Raw genomic sequence first — 17,604 nt, 5'->3', positions numbered from 1 at the left:
AACGGCACCCATCAGCGCAATCAACATGAAGACCAGTTCGCCAGCATACATATTGCCAAACAACCGCATGCCATGCGACACCGTCTTGGCGGTAAATTCGATCATTTCCATGCCGAAATTGAGTACCCCCAGGATCAACGCAAAGAGCGGATTCTTGCTGGTGCCAAAGGGTGCTGTCACCAGTTCATGCGCCCAGCCACCCGCACCCTTGATCTTGACGTTGTAGTACAGGCAGACCAGCAACACCGAACAGGACATCGCCAGTGTGGTCGACAGATCAGCCGTTGGCACGACCCGCATATAAGCATGATGGGCATCGTGGCCAGCCGCCGCGTAAATCATCTCCCAGATCAGCGGGATCAGATCCACCGGCAAAAAGTCCATGGAGTTCATCAAAAACACCCACATGAACACTGTCAACGCCAGAGGACCGACAAACTTGCGTGACTCGGCGTTGTGGATGATGCCCTTGGCTTGGCTGTCCACCATCTCCAGAAGAATTTCAACCGCCGCCTGCATCCGCCCCGGCACACCCGAAGTGACACTTTTGGCGACACGCCACATCACATACAAACCCAGCACACCCAACAACACCGACCAAAAAATTGAGTCCAGGTTAAAAACCGACATATCGATCACACCGGACTGCTTGCTGGTTTGCAAGTGGGTCAAATGGTGACCAATGTACTCTCCGGCCGTCGGGCCTTGCTGCGCAGCGTGTTCTTCGGTAGCCATCAGTTACTCTCAGATCAGTTACTTGTGCCGTTAAGCGTTAATTTTCACACCGGACCAGCAGCCTTGCGTCTATACGCCAGCGCCAGCCAATACACCTTGATGGTAAGGACCAGACCAACCAGCATGGCTGGCCAACTCAAACCACTTACCAGACGATGCGCAGCCAATAACATGCCCACCGTCACCAAAATCTTTACCAGCTCCCATACAAAGAAGCTCAATACAGCGGTACCCGGGTTCGCTCTGGCAAACTGACCGGTCAATCCCCGCGCAAACAATGCAGCCGGAACAACCACCGCCAACACACCACACGCAAGCGACTTGGCAATCAAGTCGCCAAACATTCCCCAAGCCAGCAGCACCGCCGCACCCCCTACTACTATCTGTCCACCCACGACCGACCAGGGTGACGTTGAGGGGTTTGCCGCCTTCACCTGCCTCGCCTGCTCCGCAGTCAACGGAACAAATTCAAAAGTTTCGTCGTCCAACTCAGCCACAGGTATTCTCAAAGCTGCTATTGTCCCCATTTAAATTACGACTACTTTACAGCCAGGCCAAACAGATAAGCCTTTGATTATAGATAGAAAGATCCAGAAACTGCAACAGCCGATGTCAACAAGAAGAGAGCCCATCACCCCTGACCCAATGACTGACCCCCGTTCAATTCAGCGCCACTCATCCCGATGACCACCCAATTACCCACTCAAGACAACGACCACAGCGCATCGCTGATCAGCTATCCATGCCAGTTTCCGATCAAAGTCATGGGGCACAACCAGGACGGTCTGGTTGCTGCAATCACCCATATTGCCAAGCAGTTTGACCCGGGATTTGACGCCGCCACGATCGAGTTGCGCCCCAGTAAAGCAGGAAACTACTTGGGTGTCACCATCACCATCACCGCCATTAGTCGGGAGCAGCTCGATGAGGTTTACCGCACCTTGTCGACACATCCCATGGTCAAGGTCGTACTCTGACCATGTCTGTCGCCATCCGGAACCTGGGTCGGGTCGACTACTTGACGACCTATGCCGCCATGCAGACCTTCACGGCGCAACGCACTGAAAATACGCCCGATGAACTCTGGTTATGTGAGCATAATTCTGTTTATACACAAGGTCTGGCTGGGAAAGAAGAGCATATTTTTGACGCCGCAGACATCCCGGTTGTCGCCACCAACCGTGGTGGCCAAGTCACTTACCATGGCCCCGGACAGGTGGTTGCCTACCCGCTGCTTGACCTGAAGAGGGTGGGCTATTTTGTCAAGGAATATGTTCATCGCATCGAAGAGGCCGTGATTCGCACCTTGATGCATTTTGGGGTGACCGGGCACCGCGTTGGCGGTGCGCCAGGGATTTACGTGCGACTGGACGATCCTTGCTCGCACGCGTTACTGGCGCAACGGCCCCAGAAAAAAAATTCGGACTTCGCATCGACGCAAGCCACCACTCTGCGGCAACCTGACTTTACCGGTTTAGGGAAAATCGCTGCTTTGGGGATCAAGGTCAGTCGCAACTGCACCTACCACGGCGTGGCGTTGAACGTCGCGATGGAGCTGGAACCCTACGCACGTATCAACCCCTGCGGCTACCCCGGACTGCAAACAGTTGACCTTTTTACAATCGGTGTCTCCACCAGCTGGGACGAAGCCGCACGGGTTTTGAGTCAAAAGCTCGCCAGTTATCTCACCTAATCACTCGCACAGAAGCTACATGCGCCAAATTACTCCCGACACCACCGCTACCCAGAATCCCACCGTGCGTGAAGCCCAGTCACAAGCCGACTACAACCCACTGGCCAAACAAAAAGCAGCTGCCAAGTTGTCGCGGATCCCGGTGAAAGTGCAGCCCGGCGAGATTCTGCGTAAACCCGAATGGATTCGCGTCAAGGCGGGCAGCCCCAGCACGCGTTTTTACGAGATCAAGGAGGTACTTCGCAGCCATCAACTGGTCACGGTCTGCGAGGAAGCCAGCTGTCCCAATATTGGCGAGTGTTTTGGCAAAGGCACCGCCACCTTCATGATCATGGGAGACAAATGCACTCGCCGTTGCCCTTTTTGTGATGTCGGCCACGGTCGGCCCGATCCGCTCGACGCCAATGAACCGGTCAACCTGGCCAACACCATTGCCCAGCTCAAACTGAAATACGTGGTCATCACCAGTGTCGACCGCGACGACCTGCGCGATGGCGGTGCCGGGCATTTTGTTGCATGCATCGAGCAGATTCGCGCCAAATCACCGCAAACGCAAATCGAGGTGCTGGTGCCTGACTTCCGTGGCCGCGACGATCGGGCGCTGGACATCCTCAAGGCCGCCCCACCCGATGTGATGAATCACAACCTGGAGACCATCCCGCGACTGTACAAGGAGGCACGCCCCGGCTCCGACTACCAATTCAGCCTGAACCTGCTGAAAAAATTCAAGTCGCTGTTTCCCGCCATTCCGACCAAAAGTGGCTTGATGGTGGGTTTGGGCGAAACCGACGAGGAGATTTTGCAAACCATGCGCGACATGCGCGATCACGGCATCAACATGCTGACTATCGGACAGTACCTCGCGCCGTCCACCAGCCATCTGACGGTCAAGCGTTACGTCCACCCGGACGCCTTCAAAATGCTCGAGGCCGAAGCCTACAAGATGGGTTTCAGCCACGCCGCTGTCGGCGCCATGGTGCGTTCAAGTTACCACGCCGACCAGCAGGCCAGTCAAGTCCTGCACGGCCGCCCACAATGAATATTCTAAAAATATAGCAATAAAGTTAAACAACACAAGCGCTAAAGCTCATTTTGTGCAAAAAACTAATGCACCTTCAGGTCTCTGGCTGGACGTGGCATCGCTGGTGCAGCGCTGCGACTCAGCGGTGTTTGGTCGGGCGCTGGAGCTGTACCGTAACCAAAAGGTGCTGGATCTGCACATCCAACCCGTGCAAGACTATTGGCAACTTCGCGGCAACGTACAGGGGACCGAGCGCCAGCCTTACCAGGTTGAGATCGAGCTCAAGCGTAGTTTCAACGGTCAGGTGCTGGCTTGGGACAGCCAGTGCTCCTGCCCGGTAGGTGACCAGTGCAAACATGGCGTAGCACTGCTGATCAAGGCCGCCTATCGCGGCTTTGGCATTTTGCAGGAGGCTGGCATCAGCGTGGCCACGCCGGCGCTCACTGCCGAAGAGATCGCAGCCCAACGCCAGGCCGAGACCGAGCGCCTGCGTGCGATCGAAGCCGTGGAGGCCGAAAAGACGGTTCAGCTCTGGTTGTCCGACCTTGACCGTGCCAGCCACCCGACGGTCGAACCGGACGCGGTGAGCGCCACGCATTGGCGAAACAGCCCGGCACCCACCAAGCGGGAGTACTTTCTATACCTGGTTTCCGTCAACAACAAATATGGCCAGAAAGACTATCCGCAGCTCAATCTGGAGGTGGTGAGTTGTTACCAGAAAACCAACGGCGACTGGGCCAAAGCCAAGGTCATGAAGTTTCAGCCGGAACGTGGCCAAGCCATTTTTGACCTCGCGACCGAGGCCGACCGTGATGTGTTGCAACTCATGCGCGCCATGCCCGGTAGCACCCAATACAGTTACTACGGTTACAACAGCCGGCACAAAGTGGTGCTGGAAGGCAAGTTTGGCGTGCTGGCGCTACAAATCGCGGCAAGCACCGAGCGGATGTTCATCGGTGATGCGCAAAGCCAGCCCATCGCTGCGCTGACCTGGGGGCCGCCGCAGACCCTGAACTGGCTTTGGCACGAAGTCACCCCGGCCAACAGCGGCGCCAGCGGCTGGGTACCGCGCCCCAAGTTTGAACATGCCGGTGTCCATCTGTGCCTCAATACACCGGCGCTTTATCTGGATACCCGGCAAGGCGTGTGTGGCCAGGTCGATTTGCAAGGGCTGGCCGTTGGCCAGGCAGCGGTCATGCTGCGGGCACCGGCATTGCGCGCCGAGGCCCTCAAAAAGTACCAGCCCGAGCTGATCACGCGGCTGGGGCCGGTCCCGTTGCCACCGATCCTGGAGCCTCTCATCACCCTCAAGGACATCACGCCCAAGGCCTGTCTGCATCTGCAAGCGGTGTCATCAGAGCAGGTGCATCAGTGGGGTCTGATGCTGGCGCGGCTGAGTTTTGACTACGACGGGTATCGCGGCTGGTGGGCCGGTCAGGGCAGCACGGTCCTGGTCGAGCGCGCGCATGGCCGTGCGATGTTGCAGCGCGACCCGCAAGCCGAACTCGAAGCCATCATGGCGCTGCGGGAGCAGGGCTTTACCAGCGATGGACGCGACCTCTATGGACTCAGGGGCGAGACGGCGCAGTTGCGCTGGCTGCAGCTTGCCGACTGCGACTATGCACCGCTGCGTGAAGCGGGCTTTGAGATCACCCTGGATACTGAGCTGCAGGGTCTGGTTCGTCGCGCCGACCGGTTGCAAGTCAGTCTGTCGTCGCAGGGCGAGGACGACGTCACATCACCCTGGTTTGACCTGTCGCTTGGCATGGAGATCGAAGGCGAGCGCCACAACATCCTGCCGTTGTTGCCCGCGCTGATCGCCGGCACCGCCAACAGCCCACGCGACGTGAACACCGGACTGCCGCAACTGCCGCCCTTTGTCTATCTTCCCAACCCGGGCGGCGGTTTTGTCCGCTTGCCCACCGACAACCTGCAGCCCTGGCTGGGCGCGTTGCTGGAACTGGTGGGCGACCGCGCGCACGACTTTTCCGCGTCCAGTCTCAAACTGTCGCGCTTTGACGCGCTGCGTACCACGGCCTCGCTGGGTGACGGGGCGGTGTGGAACGGCACCCAGCATTTGAGCGACATCGTGAGACGCCTGCAGGGACGGGCCGAACTGCCCGAGGTAACACTGCCCGCCAGTGTCATTGCCGACCTGCGCCCCTACCAGCAACAAGGTGTCAACTGGCTGCAGTTCTTGCGCGAATGCAGTCTCTCGGGCATCCTGGCTGATGACATGGGTCTGGGCAAAACGCTGCAAACGCTGGTGCACATCCAGATCGAAAAAGATGCAGGCCGCCTGAACCATCCGGTGCTGATCGTTGCCCCGGTCAGCCTGATGGGCAACTGGCGCCGTGAGGCGGCACGGTTTTGCCCGCAATTGCGCTGCCTGGTGCTGCACGGCTCAGACCGTCATGGGGTGGCCGACAGCATCAGCGACCACGATGTGGTGATCACCCCCTACTCACTGCTGCACCGTGATCGTGAGCGCTGGCTGCCAGTGAAGTGGCATTTGCTGGTGCTTGATGAGGCACAAAACATCAAGAACGCCAACACCAACGCGGCGCAGCTGGTTGGTGAACTGCAGGCGGCCCACAGGTTGTGCCTGTCAGGCACGCCGATGGAAAACAATCTGGGCGAGTTGTGGAGCCTGTTTCACTTTTTGATGCCGGGCTTTCTGGGCAGCCAGAAACGCTTCAACGAGTTGTTTCGCAAACCGATTGAAAAACAGGGTGACCCCGAGGCCACGCAGCAATTGCGGGCGCGCGTGACCCCCTTCATGTTGCGCCGCACCAAGGCGCTGGTGGCGCACGAACTGCCGCCCAAAGTGGAAAGTGTGATGCCGGTGGAACTGGTGGGAAAACAGGCCGACCTGTATGAAACCATTCGCTTGGGCATGGAAAAAACGGTGCGTGAGGCACTGTCAACACGTGGCCTGGCCAAGTCACAAATTACCATCCTGGACGCATTGCTCAAACTGCGGCAGGTCTGTTGCGACCCCCGTCTGCTCAAGCTGCAGGCGGCGGGTAAGGTCAAGACCTCGGCAAAACTGGAGCGGTTGATGGAGATGCTGCCAGAGATGCTGGCCGAAGGGCGACGCATTTTGTTGTTTTCGCAGTTCACCAGCATGCTCACGCTGATCGAAGCTGAACTCAAACAGCGCAACATTCGCTGGGTCAAACTGACCGGCCAGAGCCAGAACCGCGACCAGCTGATCGAGCAATTCACCGGCGCTACCGTACCCCTGTTTCTCATCAGCCTGAAGGCCGGCGGTGTGGGCTTGAATCTGCCGCAGGCCGATACGGTGATCCACTATGACCCGTGGTGGAACCCGGCGGTGGAAAACCAGGCCACCGACCGCGCCCACCGCATCGGCCAGACACAAAGCGTGTGGGTGGTCAAGCTGGTAGCACAAGGCACCATTGAGGAGCGTATTCTGGCGCTGCAGGAACGCAAGGCGGCGCTGGCCGAGAGCATGTACAGTGGCTCGGTCGGACGCAAGCAACCACTGTTCAGTGAAAGTGATCTGGTAGAACTGCTGAAACCACTGTCAAGTTAATAAAATCAATAGCACTAAACATACGTATTTATTGGGCTGAAGTGCTTTTTTCTTAAGATTATCAGCCCTTGTCGACGCTACAGTGCGAAAATTTTGCCCGGGTTCAGAATGTTGTCCGGATCGAGCGCCTGTTTGATGGCGCGCATCATGGCCACCGCACCGCTGCCGGTTTCTTCCAGCAAAAAACCCATCTTGTGCAGACCGACGCCGTGTTCACCGGTGCAAGTGCCGCCCAGCTTGAGCGCACGCTGCACCAGTTGTGTGTTCAGGCGCTCGGCGGTTTCGCGTTCCTCGGGTTTGGTCGGATCGATCAGGTAGCCCATGTGGAAGTTGCCGTCACCCACATGGCCAACCAGAAAGTAGGGAAGGCCGCTTTGCTGCACCTCTGTCACCGAGTCCAGCAGCGCATCAGCCAGACTGGAAATGGGCACACAGGTGTCGGTGGTGATGGCTTTGCAGCCCGGCACCGACTGCACCCCGGCAAAGTAGGCGTTGTGTCGCGCCGTCCACAGGCGGGTGCGCTCCTCGGGCGTTTTGGCCCACTCGAAGGTCTGGCCACCCAGCTCGGCCGCAATCGCCTGCACCATTTCGACCTGCTCCTGCACCCCGGCGGGTGAGCCGTGGAACTCCATCAACAGCATCGCACCCTCTGTCAGACTCAGGTGCGAATACCTGTTGACGATGCGGATGGTGTTGGCATCGAGCAGCTCGCAGCGTGCAATGGGCACCCCCATCTGGATGATCTGGATGGTGGTGTTGACCGCATCGGCCAGGGTGGCAAAGCTGCAGGTGGCGGCCATCACCGCCTCGGGCAGCGGAAAGAGTTTGACCGTGATTTCGGTCATGATCCCCAGCGTGCCCTCGCTGCCGACCAGCAGACGCGTCAAGTCGTAGCCGGCGCTGGACTTTCTGGCGCGGGTGCCGGTGCGAATGACCTCGCCGCTGGCCGTGATCACCTCAAGCGCCAGAACGTTTTCGCGCATCGTGCCATAGCGCACCGCGTTGGTACCGCTGGCGCGGGTGGCGGCCATGCCACCAATGGTAGCGTCGGCACCAGGGTCAATCGGGAAAAAGAGGCCGGTGGATTTGACCGCAGCATTGAGCTGGGTGCGCGTCACGCCAGGCTGCACCGTCACCGTCAGGTCTTCGGCATTGATGCTCAGCACCTGGTTCATGCGGCTCACATCGATGCTGATGCCCCCTTGCACCGCCAGCAGGTGCCCTTCCAATGACGAACCAATGCCAAAGGCGATCACGGGCACTTTGAACTGCGCCGCCAGCTTGACCGCATCACTCACATCCTGCGTGCAATGGGCAAACACCACACCGTCGGGCGGGCGCACACTGAAGGCCGATTCATCACGTCCATGCTGGTCGCGCACCACTTGCGCGGTGGAAAACTGAGCTGCAAAACGCTGGCGCAATGCCTCCACCAGCGCCAGCGGCACCTCGCGCAGCTGAACCTCGGGCAGCAGATGGCTTGGAACGACGCCTGCATTCATGAAACATCTCCGAAAATGGGCTGAACATTATCGACCGTTGTCATCACACGGCGGCTGCGGAGCGTATCGGCACCGGAATGCGCTTGCGTCCAAAGTAGCTGCAAGTGTCGTCAAAATGCCCGGCCAGCACGAGACCACAGTCCGGGCAAAGCGCCAAGGCGTCGAGCCGGTAGCGCTTGATCTGATACCAATCGCGTTCGATCAACACAGCGCCACAGCCTGCGCAGTAAGTCGTGTCGCCCTCGGCGTGGTGCACATTGCCGGTATAGACGTGCTGCAGCCCCGCCTGCAAACCGATGCGCCGGGCGCGCAACAGCGTCGCCACCGGTGTGGCGGGTACATCGCGCAACCGGTGGTCCGGGTGAAACGCAGAAAAATGCAGTGGCACCTGGGGACCAAGTGCCTCGGCCACCCAAGCCGTCAACGCCTCCAGCTCTGCGTCCCCGTCGTTGAGTCCTGGAATCAAGAGTGTCGTCAGCTCAATCCAAACTTGAGTCTCATGCTTCAAATACAAAAGCGTGTCAAGCACGTCGTTCAAGTGCCCGCCGGTCTGCTGCCAGTAAAAGTTCTCGGTAAACGCTTTCAGGTCAACATTGGTGGCGTCCATCACGGCAAAAAAATCGCGCCGCGGTTTCGCCCGGATGTAGCCGGCCGTCACCGCGACCGTTTTGACTCCGAGTGCATGGCACGCATGGGCCACGTCGATGGCATATTCGGCAAAGATAACCGGGTCGTTGTAGGTGAATGCCACGCTTTTGCAGCCGTGCTGTTGCGCCGCCCGGGCAATGGCTTCGGGCGTGGCCGAATCCATCAGACGGTCCATATCGCGCGATTTGCTGATATCCCAGTTTTGGCAGAATTTGCAGCTCAGGTTGCAGCCTGCCGTGCCAAAGGAAAGAACGCTGCTGCCTGGGTAAAACTGGTGCAGCGGTTTCTTCTCGATCGGGTCGATGCAGAAGCCGCTGGAGCGCCCGTAGGTCGCCAGCAGCACCTGCTCGCCCACCCGCTGGCGCACAAAGCAGGCGCCGCGCTGGCCGTCATGCAACCGGCAGTCGCGCGGGCACAGGTCGCATTGCAAGCGGCCATCGTCCAGGGCATGCCAATAACGCGCGACAAAGCTGGCATCGGTGCTCATGCGCGGTCTGACTCCTGGTATTTGGCGACCGTGTAGCAAGACAGGCGAAGCTCGGGAGACCAGAAGTCAGCGGACAGACCAGCCTTTTGTTTCAGATGCGCCATGAAGACCTCGGCGGTTGGCAGTTGTTCCCAGACCTGCGGCAAAAAGGTGCTGCGCAAGCCCCCGCACTCCAGCACCACGCCATCGACCCCAGGTCGCAGGCGCGTCAGCGCCTGTGCCTGGCTGTCAAACAACAGGGGTTGCAGTGCCGACAGTACGGACACCTCAACTTGGGTGGCGGCCAGTTCAGCCCGAGCCAGCGGCGCAAAGCGACTGTCCTGTAGCGCAGCCGCGACTGCGTTGGCCTGCACGTCCGCCAGCAAGGTCCGCCGCGCCACCAAAGAGCCTATGCAACCACGCAGTCGCCCACGCTGGGTCAAGGTGACAAAACTGGCACCCGGTTCCAGCAGCCACGGTGCCTGCGGAATGGTCACGCGAGGTTCGCCCAGAGCGCCAGCGATGGCGGCACGGGCAATGTCCAGCAACACTGGCCCGACCGGGGCTTTTTGAGATCCCGTCGAGTCAGTTCGCATCATGCACCGCCGACACAAACGCGACCGAGGCGTAACCCACCACGCGCCGCTTGTCACCCGCCGAGTCTCCCGAGTTGCACATGCCCAGCAGTTGTGGCTGCAGCCGATGCTCACGCGCGGCCTGCAAGAAGCCATTGACGGGTGTGCCACCACACGCCTGCTGATGCGACAGCGTCGCGTCGAGTTGCAGGATGCGCTGCACGGTTTCCAGGTCGGTCAGCTGTGCCTGGGCATAGGGCAGAAAGTGCGACAGGTCAGAGCTGATCACGATCAAGGTTTCATCGCCACCCCACAGCCGGTTGATCACTTCAGCCACTGCCGCAGCACTTGCGTCGCCCACCGCCAGCGGCAACAGCGTGAAGCTATCCAGCACACACTGCAGAAATGGCAATTGCACCTCCAGCGAATGCTCCTGTGCATGTGCAGCAGTGCTGGTGATGACCTGGGGCAAATCTGCAAGCCTGTGCATCGCCTCATGGTCAAGCGCCACCTGCCCCAGCGGAGTGGCAAAACTGTGCACACCGGGCAGCGCCAGTCCCCGCACCGGCACACGGTGCACCGGCCCCAGCAACAGCACCCGATGGATACGCTTGCGCCCGGGTATCAATCGGGCGTAGGCCAGGGCGGCTGTGGCACCAGAATAGGCGTAGCCCGCATGGGGCACGATGATCGCTTTCGGAATATCGGCCGCCATCCCAAGGGCAGTCCCCAGCGCTTGTTGAAGCAGCACCTGAACCTGCTGTTTCAACGCGAGCGCCTGTGCCGGGTAGAAGTGACCGGCCACGGCAGCCGGGCGTACCGTTTGCATTCACACCTCCAAAGCTTGCAGACCCAGGCGATTGGCCTTGGGTATCGGTTTGCATTGTCAGCCCCCGGCCCGACCGGGTCAATGCAGAGCCCTTGGCTGGCAGGCGGGGCGGCACTTCGCGATAATCCGCATCCATGAACCCGCACCTTCTGAATTACCTGGTCGTTGACGACCTGGAGCTGATGCGCGCCGTCACGGTGAACCAGCTTCGCGGCATGGGTTATGAAAAGATCAAGGTCGCGCGAAACGGGGCTGAGGCGCTGGAAATGTTGCGCGCATTCAAGTTTGATGCCGTCCTGTCCGACTGGAACATGCCGGTGATGAACGGACTGGAACTGCTCAAAGCGGTGCGTGCAGACGCCAAACTGGCCAAGTTGCCGTTTCTGATGATCACCGCCGAAGCCGAGCGCCAGCGCATCGAAGAGGTGATTTCGGCGGGCGTGAATGGTCTGCTGGTCAAACCTTATAACGCCGGGAGTTTGCAGGCGCGCCTGGACCGTATGCTCAACCCGCAAACCCGCGCCGTGCCCAAACTGGCACCAGTCGCCGCAGCGGGAGCGCGCAGCGATGCTGTCTCTGACCCCGGTGCGGCACTGTCTCCGTCGCGTATTCTGGTGGTGGACGACTACCCGGTGAGCCTGAAACTGCTGGAAAAACTGTTCAAGGATGAATACCAGGTGATGACCGCCACCGACGGTGCCGCGGCGCTGGCCCTGTGTGAGGCCGATCCACTTCCTGATCTGGTGTTGATGGATGTGCTGATGCCGGGTATGGATGGTTTTGAAGTGGTGCGCCGACTCCGCCAGAGGCCCGCTACCGCGCAAATTCCGGTGATTTTCGTCACTGGACTGACCGATGACGAGGCACGCATCAAGGGCATGGAGCTTGGCGCGGTCGATTTTGTCTCGAAAACGAGTGACCCCAAGGCGCTGCGCGCGCGGGTGCGCAACTTCATCACCTTTGTTGACATGCGCCGCAAGTTGCAACTGGACTACGACGCCATGCTGGACGCGGCGCGTATGCGTGAAGACGCTGACAACATGACCCGCCACGACCTCAAAGGCTCACTGGCAGGCATTGTGGGCATGGTGCAAAGCCTGGTCAATGACGATGACATGCATCCGAAGCACGCGGCACAGTTGCGCCTGGTCGAGCAGACGGCTCAACAGGTGATGAACATGGTCAACCTGTCAGGCGAGTTGTACAAGATCGAGATGGGTCGCTTCAAGCTCAAAGCCGTGCCGGTCGACATTGGCGATATCCTGCACCGCATTGTCGACCTGTCGCGCAGCAGTTTCGACGACAAGCAGCTCACCATTTCGGTCGATACCGACTTGCCTGTGGGCACCGAGTTGCCCCGGGTGGAGGCCGATGCCATGTTGTGTTATTCACTGTTCCAGAACCTGATCAAGAACGCCTGTGAGGCCGCCCCCGCAGGAACACGCGTAGAAGTGCTGCTGCGCGATGAGTCGCCGCTGCGCATCCTGATCAGCAATATGGGCGCGGTGCCCGCCGACATGCGTGAGCGCTTTTTTGACAAGTTCGCCACCAGCGGCAAACCCGGTGGCAGCGGTATTGGCACCTATTCGGCGCAATTGCTGGCGCGGGCACAAAACGGTCAGGTCAGCATGGTGACCGACGACAAAAACAACTGCACCACCTTGACGGTCACCTTGCCGCGGCACAATTTTCAGGCCATCCCAGCGGGCACCTGAGGGCTCAACACCACCACACACCATGGCCAATCGACTCACACAAATCGCCACCCGTACCGGTGACGACGGCACTACCGGACTGGGTGACAACACCCGGGTTGCAAAAAACAGCCTGCGCGTACACGCCATGGGCGACGTTGACGAACTCAATAGCCACATCGGGGTGCTGTTGTGTGAAAGCATGCCCGCTGGTGTGCGCGATCTGCTGGTGGAGATTCAGCACCAGCTGTTCAACTTGGGCGGTGAGCTTTCCATTCCCGGTTTTGAGTTGCTCAAGGCGGACGCGGTGGCCGCGCTCGATGACGCCTTGGCACAGCACAATGCCACACTGCCGCGCCTTGAGGAATTCATCTTGCCGGCCGGCAACCGGGCCGCCAGTCTGGCCCATGTGTGCCGCACGGTCGCGCGGCGCGCCGAGCGCGCCGTGGTGGCACTGGGTGCGCAGGACGCGCTCAAAGACACACCACGCCACTACCTGAACCGTCTGTCCGATCTGATGTTTGTGTTGGCCCGGGTCCTCAACCGCCACCGCGACGACGGTCAGCCCGGGGATGATGTGTACTGGCGCAGCGAGCGCCTGGCCCGATCTGCCTTGGCCTGAACGGGTAGGCCGCAGCGACCGGTGTCAGGCTGCGGTCTGTTTGGCTTTGAGCAAGCGAATGTAGACCTCGTCTTTGAGGTGTAACTTCTGTTTTTTCAGCTGTTCAATTTCCAGATGGGTCGCGGGTTCAACATGGGCTTCCATACGTTTGATCTTGGCGTCCAGTGCATCATGCTCGTCAAAAATCTGCGCAAAATGCGCATCTTCGGCCTTGAGCTGGGCGACTTGTTCGCGGTATTCTGAAAACATGAACTCTCCGGTATGTTTTGGTGACTGGAATGGATTTTCTCTGAAATCACGGCTGGGCTCCATTATCCATCGTGCCCAGCTGCCTTCAAATACAGCCAATTTGCTATTAAAAATGTATCAAACAATAGCCTGCCTGTATGCGCTGGAGGTCTATTCTTCTTGAATTCTAAGCGATGCATCAAGATCCAGCGCCAGCACTGGTCAGGTATTTGCTGCGGTTTTGCGGCGCTGGTTCCGACCCGTTGCAGCAAGCCCGTGCAGAAGCCGCAAGTGTTGTGCGGACAATGCGCCACCGCTGCGGCGTCAAACCTGGGGAATCCCGGATAGCATCCGACCATGTCTGATTACCAATTTCAAATCAAAGTACAGCCGCGCTACCTGCCTGAGCAGTCTGCTCCCACGCAAGGGCTGTATTTTTTTGCGTACACCATCACCATTCGCAACACCGGCCGGGTTGCTGCGCAATTGATCTCGCGCACGTGGAATGTCAACGACGCCAATGGCCACACCGAAAAGGTCAAAGGCCTGGGCGTGGTAGGGCGACAGCCCTTGCTGCAACCGGGGGAGTCTTTCGAGTACAGCAGCGGCACGCGACTGCGCACACCCACCGGAACCATGCACGGCAGTTTTTTTTGTGTCGCCGAAGATGGTGAAAAGTTCGACGTCGACGTGCCCATTTTTGTGCTTGACGCGCTGAGCGCCAGTGGTGGGACGCGCACCCTGCATTGATGATGGCGACGTTTCCTCAGCGCGACCTCGCCGCCCTGCTGGACTCACTGGACAGTAGCGCCCGTGTCGTGGATCGCCACCTGTGGCTGATCGATTTGCTGCACTGGCTGCGCGGTGATGCCAGCTCGGTGAGTGCCACCGTTTCACGCTTGACCCTGCTGGTTGACGCCCTGCAGCAGCGTCCAGCCACTCGCAGCCAGCTGCAAGCCTGGTGGCAGGTCCTGCTCGACACGGTGGACGCCACCGCGTTATTGGCGGACTTTGGCTTTGCCTCGCGCAGCGCCTTCATCAGCGAGTTTTTCGAACGTTTGCGCCTCAAGCTGATGCCAGGCACGCCCGAGACGACGGACGCCGCGATGTTGTTCTCGCTCACCTTGAACCAGCGCTTTGACGCCCAGTGGATCAGCGCCCTCGATTCGGCCCTGCTGGCGCGCCTGGCCGAGCTGCTGTATGCGCCTGTTGTGCGCGATCGATCGTCAGCAAGCGCCGAACCGACGCCCTGGCAACGTACCCTGATGGAAGCCATCACTTTCTGCACCAGTCAGATCCGCGCCACCGGTTTTTCGCCGGAGTTGCGGCAGCGCATGAATGGTCCGGCCCGTCTGGGCAGCCCGTTTCACGCCTTGGCTCATGACCTGGAGGCGCTGTTTGCGGCGCTGCCAGGTCAAGGCAGCAATGACCCGGTGGCACTTCAGCGAGCACAGGAGCACTTCGCCAAACAACTCGATGCCTGCCGCCATGCAGCGGCAACGGTGTACACGCATCTGGACGCGCACGGTATTTCGGTCGGTCTGGTGTTCCAGTTGCGCCAGTTGCGTGCGCGGGTGCAGCGCATTCACGCACTGCTGGACTGCCTGCTGTCGGCGCAACCCCACCGGCAGGTTGCCGCCTTGATGGCACATTTGGTGCAGGTGGGTCAGGACCGTCTCAGCCTGCGTGCGCTGGTGACGGCCAACTCATCGATGCTGGCGGCCAAAGTGGCCGAGCGCAGCTCCGAGACCGGTGAACACTACATCACCCGCGACCGGGCCGAGTACCGAACCATGCTGCGCCAGGCAGCGGGTGGTGGCGCTGTGATGTCGCTCACCACCCTTCTGAAGTTCGCCATCCTGTCGATGGGCTTGTCTGCGTTCTGGGGTGGCTTTTTTGCCGGCATGAACTACGCCTTGAGCTTTGTTCTGGTGCAACTGCTGCATTGGACCGTGGCCACCAAGCAACCCGCCATGACCGCCCCTGCCATGGCCGCCAAGCTCAAAGAGCTGGGTAACCCCGAGGCGGTGGAAGGCTTTGTTGACGAGGTGACGCATCTGGTGCGCTCACAAGTCGCCGCGGTGGTCGGCAATCTGGCGCTGGTCATCCCCTGCGTGTTGCTGATCAGCCTGACCATGCAGTTTGGTCTGGGTCATCCCATGATTGACAGCGCCACTGCCCTACACGTGTTGCATGACCTGACCTTTCTGGGTCCCACCGCCCTGTTCGCCGCCGGCACCGGGGTGCTGCTGTTTGCATCCAGCATCATCGCAGGTTGGGTGGAAAACTGGTTTGTATTGCACCGGCTCGATTCTGCGTTGCGCTACAACCCGAAAATTACCCGTGTGCTGGGTCCTTGCCGAGCGGATCGCTGGGCGAATTTCATGCGTCACAACATCTCGGGACTGGCCGCCAACCTGTCGCTGGGGCTGATGCTGGGGCTGGTGCCAGCGTTCGCGGTATTTTTTGGACTCGGACTGGAAGTGCGCCACGTGACCCTGTCCACCGGTCAACTTGCTGCTGCGGCAGCCAGCCTGGGGGTGACGGTTTTTCATCAGAGCGCCTTCTGGTGGTGTGTGCTGGGCTTGGCCTTCACCGGTGTCTTGAATGTGGGGGTGAGCTTTTACCTGGCGTTCCAGCTGGCCCTGCGCGCCCACAACGTGGTGGGGGTGCAACGCGAACATATCTACACCGCCCTCAGACATCGTTTGCGTACGGCCTTGATAAGCTTTCTCTGGCCCAAACCCGAGCCCTGATGTGGGTGAGTTTGACCTGATCAAACGCTATTTCCAGCGCCCGGTGCGCCGGGCCGCGCTCGGTGTCGGCGACGACTGCGCACTTTTGCAACCCGCTGCCAATACCCAAATGGCGATTTCCAGCGACATGCTGGTGCAGGATCGGCATTTTTTCGCGGACGTGGACCCCTACAAGCTGGGCCACAAAGCCCTGGCGGTGAACCTCAGCGATCTGGCTGCATGCGGTGCCCAACCCAGGGCCTTTACCCTGGCGCTGGCGTTGCCCCACGCCGATGTTGAATGGCTGGAACCGTTTTCGAAGGGTCTCCTTCGCCTGGCCGATGCCCACGACTGCGAGCTGGTAGGGGGCGATACCACGCGTGGTCCGCTCAATATCTGTATCACCGTGATGGGTGAGGTGACGCTGGTCAACGGCCAAAGTCAGGCGCTGTTACGTTCAGGCGCCAAAGCCGGTCACGACATTTACGTCAGCGGCAACCTGGGTGATGCACGATTGGCGCTCGAAGCGCTGCAAGGCAAGCTGCAACTGGCAGAGGATGTGCTCACGCTGGCGCGTGTCAGACTTGAGCAACCCACCCCCCGGGTCGCGCTGGGCGTGGCCTTGCGAGGCATTGCCAGCGCGGCGATTGATCTGAGTGATGGACTGCTCGGTGATTTGCAGCACGTGCTGGACAGCTCCAGGGTTGGCGCGACGATTGACGCCGATGTTTGTGCATCTTTGATAGCATCAATTCCATACGGAGAAAGTGCTACGCATCAATTAAATGCCCATCTGACTGTGGAACAAAGGCGCCACCTGGCGCTTTCTGGAGGCGACGACTATGAGCTGCTGTTCACCGCACCGGTGCCTCAACGCCAGATGGTCGCAAAATTGTCGCGCCAGACGAAAACCCGCGTCACGCGTATTGGCCACATCGAACAACAGTCGGGCCTACGCCTGCTGGACGACCACGGCCAACTCCTACCCAACCACTACCGATCATTTGATCATTTCGCCTGAACCCGGCGTGGTGACACTTCACCCCCTTGGGGACATGACGCGGGTTTACGTGAATTACCCTGACATCTTGTGTGGGCATAATAATTGCCTGTAGCGAAACCAATCACATTGGAGGGTTGAGCGTATGTTGCAGCTGAAACACATGAGCATCACCGGCCGCTTGTCGATGCTGGTCGGTAGTGTGGTGTTGGGTATCGCCGTGCTGGCAGGTGCCCTTCTCTGGTCGGAGCGCACGCTGATCATGGACGAACGACAGGCCAATGTGCGCCAGGTGGT

General features: G+C 59.6%; 16 protein-coding genes. 9 read left to right on the top strand and 7 right to left on the bottom strand.

Translation table 11 applies throughout. The features are described 5' to 3' along the window. Together atpB and KBF66_RS15255 are read right to left on the bottom strand one after the other, a co-directional pair. Positions 1-735: F0F1 ATP synthase subunit A (atpB, locus tag KBF66_RS15260; RefSeq protein ID WP_296658937.1), on the bottom strand; the 735-nt coding region annotated here is incomplete at its 3' end. A gap of 44 nt (positions 736-779) precedes the next feature. Further along, the gene (locus tag KBF66_RS15255) at positions 780-1,232 is read right to left on the bottom strand and encodes an ATP synthase subunit I (protein WP_296658935.1); all 453 of its coding nucleotides are present in this window, start codon (positions 1,230-1,232) and stop codon (positions 780-782) included. 186 nt (positions 1,233-1,418) lie between these two features. On the opposite strand from KBF66_RS15255, the gene KBF66_RS15250 reads away from it, so the two are divergent. From KBF66_RS15250 to KBF66_RS15235, 4 genes are read left to right on the top strand one after another with little or no spacing between them, the layout of a single operon-like run. After that, positions 1,419-1,712, top strand: coding sequence for a DUF493 family protein (locus KBF66_RS15250; protein WP_296658932.1), 294 nt, complete (start codon positions 1,419-1,421; stop codon positions 1,710-1,712). Between the two features lie 2 nt (positions 1,713-1,714). Further along, the gene (gene lipB, locus KBF66_RS15245; protein WP_296658927.1) at positions 1,715-2,428 is read left to right on the top strand and encodes a lipoyl(octanoyl) transferase LipB; all 714 of its coding nucleotides are present in this window, start codon (positions 1,715-1,717) and stop codon (positions 2,426-2,428) included. A gap of 19 nt (positions 2,429-2,447) precedes the next feature. Continuing rightward, complete coding sequence (lipA, locus tag KBF66_RS15240) at positions 2,448-3,467, top strand: lipoyl synthase (protein WP_296658923.1); 1,020 nt, start codon at positions 2,448-2,450, stop codon at positions 3,465-3,467. Positions 3,468-3,522: 55 nt separating this feature from the next. After that, complete coding sequence (locus KBF66_RS15235; RefSeq protein WP_296658921.1) at positions 3,523-7,008, top strand: DEAD/DEAH box helicase; 3,486 nt, start codon at positions 3,523-3,525, stop codon at positions 7,006-7,008. 77 nt (positions 7,009-7,085) lie between these two features. Here the strand turns inward: KBF66_RS15235 and KBF66_RS15230 are convergent, their stop codons facing one another. Genes KBF66_RS15230 through amrB form a run of 4 tightly spaced genes read right to left on the bottom strand, consistent with a single transcriptional unit; the run spans position 7,086 to position 11,028 of the window. Further along, positions 7,086-8,510 carry an FAD-linked oxidase C-terminal domain-containing protein gene (locus KBF66_RS15230; protein ID WP_296658917.1) on the bottom strand — a complete coding sequence of 475 codons (1,425 nt, stop codon included), beginning with the start codon at positions 8,508-8,510 and terminating at the stop codon, positions 7,086-7,088. A gap of 43 nt (positions 8,511-8,553) precedes the next feature. After that, positions 8,554-9,645, bottom strand: a complete 1,092-nt coding sequence (gene amrS / locus KBF66_RS15225) for an AmmeMemoRadiSam system radical SAM enzyme (protein ID WP_296658915.1) — start codon at positions 9,643-9,645, stop codon at positions 8,554-8,556. Further along, entirely contained in the window at positions 9,642-10,223 is a 582-nt protein-coding gene (gene amrA, locus KBF66_RS15220; protein WP_296658911.1) for an AmmeMemoRadiSam system protein A, read from the bottom strand. Before amrA ends, amrS begins: the two co-directional genes overlap by 4 nt. Then, a complete protein-coding gene (gene amrB / locus KBF66_RS15215) occupies positions 10,210-11,028 on the bottom strand; it encodes an AmmeMemoRadiSam system protein B (protein ID WP_296658908.1) in 819 nt (272 codons plus the stop codon). Before amrB ends, amrA begins: the two co-directional genes overlap by 14 nt. Before the next feature lie 134 nt (positions 11,029-11,162). Here amrB and KBF66_RS15210 point away from each other — a divergent pair, with 134 nt between their 5' ends. Continuing rightward, positions 11,163-12,743, top strand: coding sequence for a response regulator (locus KBF66_RS15210; protein WP_296658905.1), 1,581 nt, complete (start codon positions 11,163-11,165; stop codon positions 12,741-12,743). A 22-nt stretch (positions 12,744-12,765) separates the two neighbouring features. Then, complete coding sequence (locus KBF66_RS15205) at positions 12,766-13,344, top strand: cob(I)yrinic acid a,c-diamide adenosyltransferase (protein ID WP_296658902.1); 579 nt, start codon at positions 12,766-12,768, stop codon at positions 13,342-13,344. A 24-nt stretch (positions 13,345-13,368) separates the two neighbouring features. Here the strand turns inward: KBF66_RS15205 and KBF66_RS15200 are convergent, their stop codons facing one another. Then, positions 13,369-13,593, bottom strand: coding sequence for a YdcH family protein (locus tag KBF66_RS15200; protein ID WP_296658900.1), 225 nt, complete (start codon positions 13,591-13,593; stop codon positions 13,369-13,371). 336 nt (positions 13,594-13,929) lie between these two features. Here KBF66_RS15200 and apaG point away from each other — a divergent pair, with 336 nt between their 5' ends. Genes apaG through thiL form a run of 3 tightly spaced genes read left to right on the top strand, consistent with a single transcriptional unit; the run spans position 13,930 to position 17,328 of the window. Then, positions 13,930-14,322: a Co2+/Mg2+ efflux protein ApaG gene (apaG, locus tag KBF66_RS15195; protein WP_296658897.1), complete on the top strand. Its 393-nt coding sequence runs from the start codon at positions 13,930-13,932 to the stop codon at positions 14,320-14,322. 2 nt (positions 14,323-14,324) lie between these two features. Continuing rightward, the gene (locus KBF66_RS15190) at positions 14,325-16,328 is read left to right on the top strand and encodes a site-specific recombinase (RefSeq protein ID WP_296658894.1); all 2,004 of its coding nucleotides are present in this window, start codon (positions 14,325-14,327) and stop codon (positions 16,326-16,328) included. Between the two features lies 1 nt (position 16,329). Continuing rightward, a complete protein-coding gene (gene thiL / locus KBF66_RS15185) occupies positions 16,330-17,328 on the top strand; it encodes a thiamine-phosphate kinase (RefSeq protein WP_296658890.1) in 999 nt (332 codons plus the stop codon). Positions 17,329-17,604: the final 276 nt, after the last annotated feature.

Origin of the sequence: Rhodoferax sp. (genome assembly GCF_018063565.1) — a bacterium.
In the GTDB taxonomy this organism is placed as follows: Bacteria; Pseudomonadota; Gammaproteobacteria; order Burkholderiales; family Burkholderiaceae_C; genus Rhodoferax.
The sequence above is the reverse complement of the archived record's forward strand: the minus strand, read 5'-3'. Positions and strand labels throughout refer to the sequence as shown.

Coding starts and splice junctions, on each gene's coding strand:
- KBF66_RS15250 (WP_296658932.1), top strand. CDS start 1,419: ATGACCACCCAATTACCCACTCAAGACAACGACCACAGCGCATCGCTG.
- lipB (WP_296658927.1), top strand. CDS start 1,715: ATGTCTGTCGCCATCCGGAACCTGGGTCGGGTCGACTACTTGACGACC.
- lipA (WP_296658923.1), top strand. CDS start 2,448: ATGCGCCAAATTACTCCCGACACCACCGCTACCCAGAATCCCACCGTG.
- KBF66_RS15230 (WP_296658917.1), bottom strand. CDS start 8,510: ATGAATGCAGGCGTCGTTCCAAGCCATCTGCTGCCCGAGGTTCAGCTG.
- amrS (WP_296658915.1), bottom strand. CDS start 9,645: ATGAGCACCGATGCCAGCTTTGTCGCGCGTTATTGGCATGCCCTGGAC.
- amrA (WP_296658911.1), bottom strand. CDS start 10,223: ATGATGCGAACTGACTCGACGGGATCTCAAAAAGCCCCGGTCGGGCCA.
- amrB (WP_296658908.1), bottom strand. CDS start 11,028: ATGCAAACGGTACGCCCGGCTGCCGTGGCCGGTCACTTCTACCCGGCA.
- KBF66_RS15210 (WP_296658905.1), top strand. CDS start 11,163: ATGAACCCGCACCTTCTGAATTACCTGGTCGTTGACGACCTGGAGCTG.
- KBF66_RS15205 (WP_296658902.1), top strand. CDS start 12,766: ATGGCCAATCGACTCACACAAATCGCCACCCGTACCGGTGACGACGGC.
- KBF66_RS15200 (WP_296658900.1), bottom strand. CDS start 13,593: ATGTTTTCAGAATACCGCGAACAAGTCGCCCAGCTCAAGGCCGAAGAT.
- apaG (WP_296658897.1), top strand. CDS start 13,930: ATGTCTGATTACCAATTTCAAATCAAAGTACAGCCGCGCTACCTGCCT.
- KBF66_RS15190 (WP_296658894.1), top strand. CDS start 14,325: ATGGCGACGTTTCCTCAGCGCGACCTCGCCGCCCTGCTGGACTCACTG.